Raw genomic sequence first — 7,109 nt, 5'->3', positions numbered from 1 at the left:
AGCGCCGCCGTGGTCGCCAGCAGGTCGTGGAGCGCGATCATGAAATTGCGCAAGGTGAGATGCGAAAGACGCGTCATCCGCTGACCGATGAATACCCAGTTAGTTGCAACTGACCGCGCTGATAACCCATCTCGACGGGACTTGCCAGTATAAGCCTTGGCCGACACACGTCTTACGGGGGCAAAAAACTAGCCAGCGGCCGCTCAGGAACGGCGTCCCCCATCTTGGCCTCGCCCCGCTTTGCGCGGATCACCGTGCCGCCCGCAACGCCGACGCCGATGACGTACATCCAGCCCTCGTGGAAGTCGAACAGATGGGAGTTGAACAACGAGGTGAATACGTTCTGGACCACGACCAGCAGGCCGATCCAGTTTGCAAGGCCATCGCCGCGAAACAACAGAAGGTGCAGGATCCAGATCGTGTAGAGGACAGCGATGCCGATGACGCCCCATTGCACGGCGACATGCAGCGTCTGATTATGCGGATTCGGAAAGACCCTGACGCCATGGACCCATTCGTCGCCTTTGGAAACCTTGTCGAACAGCCCATAGCCGGACCCCGTCCCGTGCCCTGCCACTGGAGCTTGCGCAAAGAACTGGATTGAATTCTGCCAGTACACAAGTCGCTCGCCCATGGACGTCGGGACCTTCTCCTGGGTGTAAAGCCGATAGTCGCGCGAAAACGTGTCTACGGTCTTGCGCAATTGCGGCGAGGCCAGCCAAGCGATTGCGGCTCCGGCGAGCAGGACGGCGGAGATGATCGCGATGCTGCGCCATGTCAGGTGAAGCAACGCGAACAGGGCGAGCATGATCGGCACGGTGACGAGCGCGGTACGGGATACCACCACGAAGGCCATATTGACGAAGAAGCTCAGCGCCAGAGCCGTCAACAGGCCGGCGAGCCAGTAGCGCTTGTCACGCAGCAGGACCACGACCGGATAGGCCAGCGCGATCGCGCAGAGCGTGAACTCCTGGCTCTGGTCGATGTAGTTCTTGACGAAGACGCCCCGCTCGAGGGGATCACCGGGTTTCAGCGACAGGCCGGGGTAGAAGGCCACCAGCCAGGACATCACCGACAGCAAGGCGCAGGATGCGAGGAACGCGATGAAGACCCAGTGTCCGCGCTTCGAACGCTCGAAATGATACAGCAGGACGGGAATCACGAGCAGCTTGACGGTCGGACCGACCGCGTAGAAGCGCGTGCCCCAGGCTGCGTCCGACCACAGCGTCCCCGCCACCGCAAGCAGAAACAGCGCGATCGGCGCCGCGCAGATCGGACGTTTCAGCGAATGCAGGAATGCCTTGAGATCGAGGAACGGCACCATGCAGATCAGGAACGCGGCGTTGAAGATCGCCGTGAGCGAGGTCGACCAGGGCAGCGAGGCCGCGGTCAGGATCGCGAACACGTCCACCGTCTCGGACCAGGCCGCCGGACTGCGCAGACGCCGCCACAGCACCTGGCCGGTCGTCTCCCCGGCGAGCGTCGTCACTTGCCCTCTCCCCGCGCGCGATGAACCAGCGCCGTCGTGCTGAAGCCCTGGAGAATGTCGACCAGCACCACCGTTCCGCCCGCGGCCTCGACGACCTCATGGCCGACCACCTGCTCGCGGGTGTAATCACCCCCTTTGATCAGCGCGCTCGGCTTGATGCGGGTGATCAGGTCGATCGGCGTATCCTCATCGAAAATAACGACGAGATCGACGGCTTCGAGCGCCGCCAGCACTTCCGCACGCGCCCGCTCGTCCTGAACGGGGCGGTCAGCGCCCTTCAGCCGCCGTACCGAGGCGTCGCTGTTCAGGCCCACGATCAGGCGGTCGCAGGCGGAGCGCGCCGCTGTCAGCACCTTGACGTGGCCGGGATGCAGGATGTCGAAGCAGCCATTGGTGAAGCCGACGCGCTGGCCTTGCTTCTTCCATTCCGCGAGCTGCGCGTCGAGCGCGCCGGGCTCGAGCACGATCTTCTCCTCGGCCGCGAGATAGGCATGCGGCAATATCTTTCGCTTCAGCTCGGCCGCACTCACGCTGGCGGTGCCCTGCTTGCCGACGGCGACGGCGGCCGCGGCACTGGCCATGCGCAGCGCCGTGTCCCAGTCCGCGCCGGTGGCAAGCGACACCGCGAGTGCCGCTGCAACGGTGTCGCCGGCGCCGGAGACGTCGCGCACCTTGACCGGAAACGCCGGAACGTGAACGGCCTCGCCGTTGCGCGGCACCAGCGTCATGCCGTGCTCGCCTTGCGTGACCAGGATCGCTTCGCAATCGGCGAGCCGCATCACGTCCTCGCTGGCATCGACGATGCTCTGCGGCGTGTCGGCGCGGCTTCGGGTCGCTTCCGAGAATTCCTTGCGATTGGGCGTGAGCAGCCTCGCGCCGCGATAGATCGCCCAGTTCAGGCTTTTGGGATCGACGATGACGGGCTTGCCGAGTTTTCGCGCGGCGTCGATGGTGTGGCGGATGACGCGGGCGGTCAGCACGCCCTTGGCGTAGTCGGACAGCAGCACGATGTCGGCGCGCGCGATCTGCGGCAGGATCGCTTCGATCAGCTTGGTCTCGATCGTATCGGAAGCAGGCTGTGCCTGCTCCCAATCCGCACGCAGCATGTGCGTGGAAAAATGCTCGGAGACGAAACGCACTTTTCGCGTGGTCGGACGCGAGGGATCGCACACCAGCACGCTTTCGATTGCGCCCTGCTCCGCAAGCGTCGAGGCGAGCTGCCTGCCCGCCTCGTCCTCGCCGACGAGGCCGACGAAGATGCAGCGCGCGCCGAGCGCGGCGACGTTGCGCGCGACATTGCCGGCACCGCCGATATGGATCTCGCTGCGCTGGGCCGCGATGACAGGCGCCGGCGCCTCCGGCGATATCCGCGACACCTCGCCATAGACGAACTCGTCCAGCATGATGTCGCCGATGCACAGCACCGTGCAGCCTGAGATGGCTTGCGCGAGGGCATCGAAATCGAGAATGGGCGTTGGCATGGTGATGGACCTCAGCGGAAGCGGTCGGGCCGGTCGAGATAATCCCCGACATAGGCCTTCACCGCGTCCTCGAGCGTCGTGAAACCGCCATTGTAGCCGGCGCGGTGGAGGCGATCGACCTCGCTCTGGGTGAAGTACTGGTAGCTGCCGCGGATCTGCTCGGGCATGTCGATGTATTCGATGTTGGGGCTGGCGCCGAGCGCAGCATAAGCCGCCAGCATCAGGTCCCTGAAGCTGCGTGCCTTGCCGGTGCCGACATTGAACAGCCCGGACACCGAGGGCGTTGCCAGCAGCCACATGATCACGCGCACGACGTCGTCGACATAGATGAAATCGCGGCGCTGATCGCCGTCGGCGATGCCCTCGCGATGCGACTTGAACAATTGCACGACGCAGCCCGCTTTGACGTCGTCGAAGCGGCGCGCCAGCACGCTCATCATCGAGCCTTTGTGGTATTCGTTGGGGCCGAACACGTTGAAGAACTTCAGCCCGGCCCATTGCGGCGGCAGCTTCTCGCCGTTCGCGCCGCGCTCGGCGACGGCGAGATCGAACAGGTGCTTGCTCCAGCCGTAGAGGTTCATCGGCCGCAGTTTTTTCAGTGCAGACACAGAGCTGTCGTCGTCAAATCCTGCGTCGCCGTCGCCGTAGGTCGCCGCCGAGGAGGCGTAGATCAACGGCACCGCATTCGCCGTGCACCAGTCCAGGAGGCGCATCGACAGGCGGAAATTGGTCTCGAACACCAGGTCGCCGTCGGTCGCGGTGGTCGCGGAAATCGCCCCGAGATGGATCACGGCATCGAGCTTGCGGCCCCGCAGCCAGCCCGGCAGCTCAGCTGGCGGCACGATATCCAAAAGCTGCCGCTTGGCGAGGTTGCGCCATTTGCCCTCGTTGCCAAGGAAATCGCAGACGACCACGTCGCTGCGGCCGGCCTCGTTCAGCGCGGCGACGACATTCGATCCGATAAAACCGGCCCCGCCGGTCACCAGCAACATTCCAACTTCCCTGCCAGATTCCGCCTGCCCGAAGTTTTGCGGCCCGGTTCTGCCCTAGCGCATGATCCGCCAAAGTGTAAGCGGTTTTGGGATTGCCACTCAGCCGGCTTTACCTGCCGGCCCGGAGCGGCTAACCGAACCGCCACATCAGCGTACCCCGGCCGTATCAAGAATGAACCAAGATTCGCAGCTTAGTGGCGAGGCAGATCGGGGCGACACGCGCCCGATCCTGATCGTCCCCTACATGTGGATCGGCGATTTCGTCCGGAATCACACCGTCGTGCGGGTCCTGAATGAGCGCTGGCCGAACCGGCCGGTCGATCTGCTCACGACCTCCCTATGCGCGCCCTTGGTCGATTACATGCCGGGCGTGCGCGAAGCGATCGTCTGGGACCTGCCGCGCGGGCGACTCGCCGTGGGCCGCCAGCTCGGCCTGGCGAAGCTCCTGCGCGAGCGGAACTACGGCACCGCCCTGGTGCTGCCCCGGACCTGGAAGGCCGCCATTGCGCCCGCTTTGGCGGGGATTCCGGAAAGGGTCGGCTTCGTCGGCGAGTTCCGATTCGTCCTGCTCAATCGCTGGCGCTGGGGCGAAAAGAAGCTGCCCCGCTTCATCGACAAGAACGCCGCGCTCGCCCAGCCCGATGGCGCCCCGCTGCCGCCGGAATGGCCGGTGCCGCAGTTGCGGGTTCCGGCTGAGGACATCGTCCGCTGGCGGCAGGCCAACGGCCTCAGGGCAGGCGCTGCCGTAGCGCTCGCCCCCGGCTCGGTCGGGGTGTCAAAGCGCTGGACCTACTATCCCGAGGCCGCCCGCTTGCTTGTCGAGCGCGGCCTCGAGGTCTGGGTTGTCGGCGGCCCCGGGGAAAAGGGCCTGGCCCAGGAGATCGTCGCGGCCGGCGGCCCGGAGGTCCGGGACCTCACCGGCAATGATCTGCGCAACGGCGTGCTGGCCATGGCTGCGGCCGGCGTCGCGATCTCCAACGATTCCGGGCTGATGCACATCGCAGCCGCCCTGGGCACGCCGACCATGGGCATCTTCGGCCCGACCAGCCCCTATCTCTGGGCTCCCCTCAACGGCCTCGCCGCGACCGTGGTGCAGGACAAGAGCGTGCTCTCCTGTCAACCGTGCCAGAGCACGATCTGCAAGATGAACAACCACCGCTGCATGCGAGATATCGCGGCGCAAGATGTGGTCGAGATCGCAAGAGACGTGCTGGCGAGGACGCAGGGACTTGGAAATGTCTGACGGCCGCGCGGCGAAGCCTGCCGCATTCCTCGATCGCGACGGCGTCATCAACCGTGATGATGGCTATATCGGCACGCAAGACCGCATCCGCTGGATGCCTAACGTTGCTAGGGCCATTCGCCGCCTCAACGAGGCCGGCTATTGGGTATTCGTCTTCACCAACCAGTCCGGCGTCGCGCGCGGCCTCTTCACCGAAGCTGAAGTGAACCGGCTGCACGGCTGGATGTGCGACGAGCTCGCCCGTGAGAGCGCGCGGATCGATGACATCCGCTTCTGTCCATACCATCCGCAAGGAACGGTCGCCGGCTACATCGGAGAGCATGATTGGCGCAAGCCCGCACCCGGTATGTTGCGCGATCTCGTCCAGCACTGGCCGGTGCAACTCGACGGTAGCTTCGTAATCGGAGATCAGGCCCGGGACATCGAGGCCGGCAAGCCGCTCGGACTGCCGGGCTTTCTCTTTCCGGGCGGCGACCTCGACGCGTTCGTGACCGAGGTGCTCGCCCGGACCAAGCGACCGTAGACCCCGGCGATCCGGCGGGACATCGAGTCGAGAAAGAACGTCAACGAATGCCGTGCCGGAGTGTATCCCGGCGGTTCGCGCACAATGTGCAATGCCATCTACTTGCAATGTCTCGTCCGACGGCTCAAACAAGTTCGTAAATCCGCATTTGCATTGCGCAGGCCGCCAAGCCATTGATTCCGCTGCCCGGCTAGTGCATGGGGATGTTTTCTCCGCTCGCTCAGAGCAGTGGACGATAGACCTCACCGATCCGGGCTGCTTCGGCATCGAGGCTGAATTGCGCGAGCACCCGTGCCCGCCCGCGCTCGCCCATAGCGATTGCGGCGGCCACGTCACGCATCAGCGGTTCGACCGCTGCAGCCAGCGCGTCCGCATCACCGGTCGGGATCAGCACGCCGGTCACGCCATCCTCGACCACGAGTTCGGCCGCCCCGGCGCGCGCGGCGACCAGCGCGCTGCCGGCCGCCATCGCCTCGATCAAGGTCAGGCCAAAACCTTCGTTGCGCGAGGTGAAGGCGTAGATCGTCAGCCGCTGATACCAGCGCTGCACGTCTTCGATCGGCAGTTCGCCAGTGATGACGATGCGCGATTGCAGGCCGGCGGCCTCGATCCGCTTCTTCAGGTCGTTTGCAAAAACAGCTTGCTCGGGTGTGACCTGGCCGACGATGACTGCGGTGAAATCCGGATAGCGCGGCAGCAAGCGGCACATCGCATCGACGAACACATCGGTGCCCTTCTGCGCGCGTACCCGGCCGAAGCAGCCGATCGCGTAGCGGCCCGGCAACGCGGTTTCCGCGAAGGCAGCAGTGCGGTCGAGCGGCGGCGCATAGACGGCGGTGTCGACGCCATGCGGAATCACCGTCGCCTTCACCTTCAGGAACGAGGCCGAAAGATCTGATGTCGCGATGATCGTGTCCATGCGCCGGATCAGCCAGCGCGTGATCCAGCTATGATGGCGCTGTGCCGCCGAGGTGAAGACGAGCTTGAGCGGCCAGCCGAGCGCGCGCAACAGCACACCCGCGATCATCTCGTTGTTGCGGCGCGCGTGCCAGATCAGCGGCGCCTTGCGGCGCCACAATCTCAGGAGATCGGCACAGTTCAGGCGCGCGATCCCCTCCGGCGCGTCGGAGCCGAACCACGCGGCGCGAAACAGCTTCGCCAGCCGCGGCGCCACCATCCGGTTGGTCGCGGTGACCCCGGAATAGCGCCTGTGCAGATTTGGCACGATCACTTCGAGATCGCTTGGGGAATTCGCCACGCCACGCTCCGTTTCGAAAGTCCCTATACGCAACATTAAGCATAGTGACCAGTTCAGCCGCGCCGATACCCACTCTTCACCACGTAAACGTTAGCTTGGAGCGTTGATCGAAGACGGGTGAGA

Annotated in this window: 6 protein-coding genes; 2 read left to right on the top strand and 4 right to left on the bottom strand. The window is 64.8% G+C overall.

What is annotated here, in order from left to right:
- Positions 1 to 172: 172 nt before the first annotated feature.
- From AC0L23_RS33470 to rfaD, 3 genes are read right to left on the bottom strand one after another with little or no spacing between them, the layout of a single operon-like run.
- Positions 173 to 1,489: an O-antigen ligase family protein gene (locus AC0L23_RS33470; protein WP_473357957.1), complete on the bottom strand. Its 1,317-nt coding sequence runs from the start codon at positions 1,487 to 1,489 to the stop codon at positions 173 to 175.
- Positions 1,486 to 2,970 (bottom strand): D-glycero-beta-D-manno-heptose-7-phosphate kinase, encoded by a 1,485-nt coding sequence (gene rfaE1, locus AC0L23_RS33465; RefSeq protein WP_473357956.1) that lies wholly within the window; start codon positions 2,968 to 2,970, stop codon positions 1,486 to 1,488. Before rfaE1 ends, AC0L23_RS33470 begins: the two co-directional genes overlap by 4 nt.
- A gap of 11 nt (positions 2,971 to 2,981) precedes the next feature.
- Complete coding sequence (gene rfaD / locus AC0L23_RS33460) at positions 2,982 to 3,962, bottom strand: ADP-glyceromanno-heptose 6-epimerase (protein ID WP_473357955.1); 981 nt, start codon at positions 3,960 to 3,962, stop codon at positions 2,982 to 2,984.
- Between the two features lie 172 nt (positions 3,963 to 4,134).
- On the opposite strand from rfaD, the gene waaF reads away from it, so the two are divergent.
- Positions 4,135 to 5,205 carry a lipopolysaccharide heptosyltransferase II gene (waaF, locus tag AC0L23_RS33455; protein WP_473357954.1) on the top strand — a complete coding sequence of 357 codons (1,071 nt, stop codon included), beginning with the start codon at positions 4,135 to 4,137 and terminating at the stop codon, positions 5,203 to 5,205.
- Positions 5,198 to 5,728, top strand: coding sequence for a D-glycero-alpha-D-manno-heptose-1,7-bisphosphate 7-phosphatase (locus tag AC0L23_RS33450; protein ID WP_247297108.1), 531 nt, complete (start codon positions 5,198 to 5,200; stop codon positions 5,726 to 5,728). Before waaF ends, AC0L23_RS33450 begins: the two co-directional genes overlap by 8 nt.
- A 220-nt stretch (positions 5,729 to 5,948) precedes the next feature.
- Here AC0L23_RS33450 and AC0L23_RS33445 read toward each other — a convergent pair whose 3' ends face one another.
- Positions 5,949 to 6,986, bottom strand: a complete 1,038-nt coding sequence (locus AC0L23_RS33445) for a glycosyltransferase family 4 protein (protein ID WP_473357953.1) — start codon at positions 6,984 to 6,986, stop codon at positions 5,949 to 5,951.
- Between the last annotated feature and the right edge of the window lie 123 nt (positions 6,987 to 7,109).

The sequence above is a fragment of the Bradyrhizobium sp. MI1.4 genome (genome assembly GCF_055811315.1).
This window is presented reverse-complemented; position numbering and strand designations above follow the sequence as displayed.

What these genes read in the sequence shown, in the direction of transcription:
- rfaE1 (WP_473357956.1), bottom strand. Translation starts at nt 2,970, where the DNA reads ATGCCAACGCCCATTCTCGATTTCGATGCCCTCGCGCAAGCCATCTCA.
- rfaD (WP_473357955.1), bottom strand. Translation starts at nt 3,962, where the DNA reads ATGTTGCTGGTGACCGGCGGGGCCGGTTTTATCGGATCGAATGTCGTC.
- waaF (WP_473357954.1), top strand. Translation starts at nt 4,135, where the DNA reads ATGAACCAAGATTCGCAGCTTAGTGGCGAGGCAGATCGGGGCGACACG.
- AC0L23_RS33450 (WP_247297108.1), top strand. Translation starts at nt 5,198, where the DNA reads ATGTCTGACGGCCGCGCGGCGAAGCCTGCCGCATTCCTCGATCGCGAC.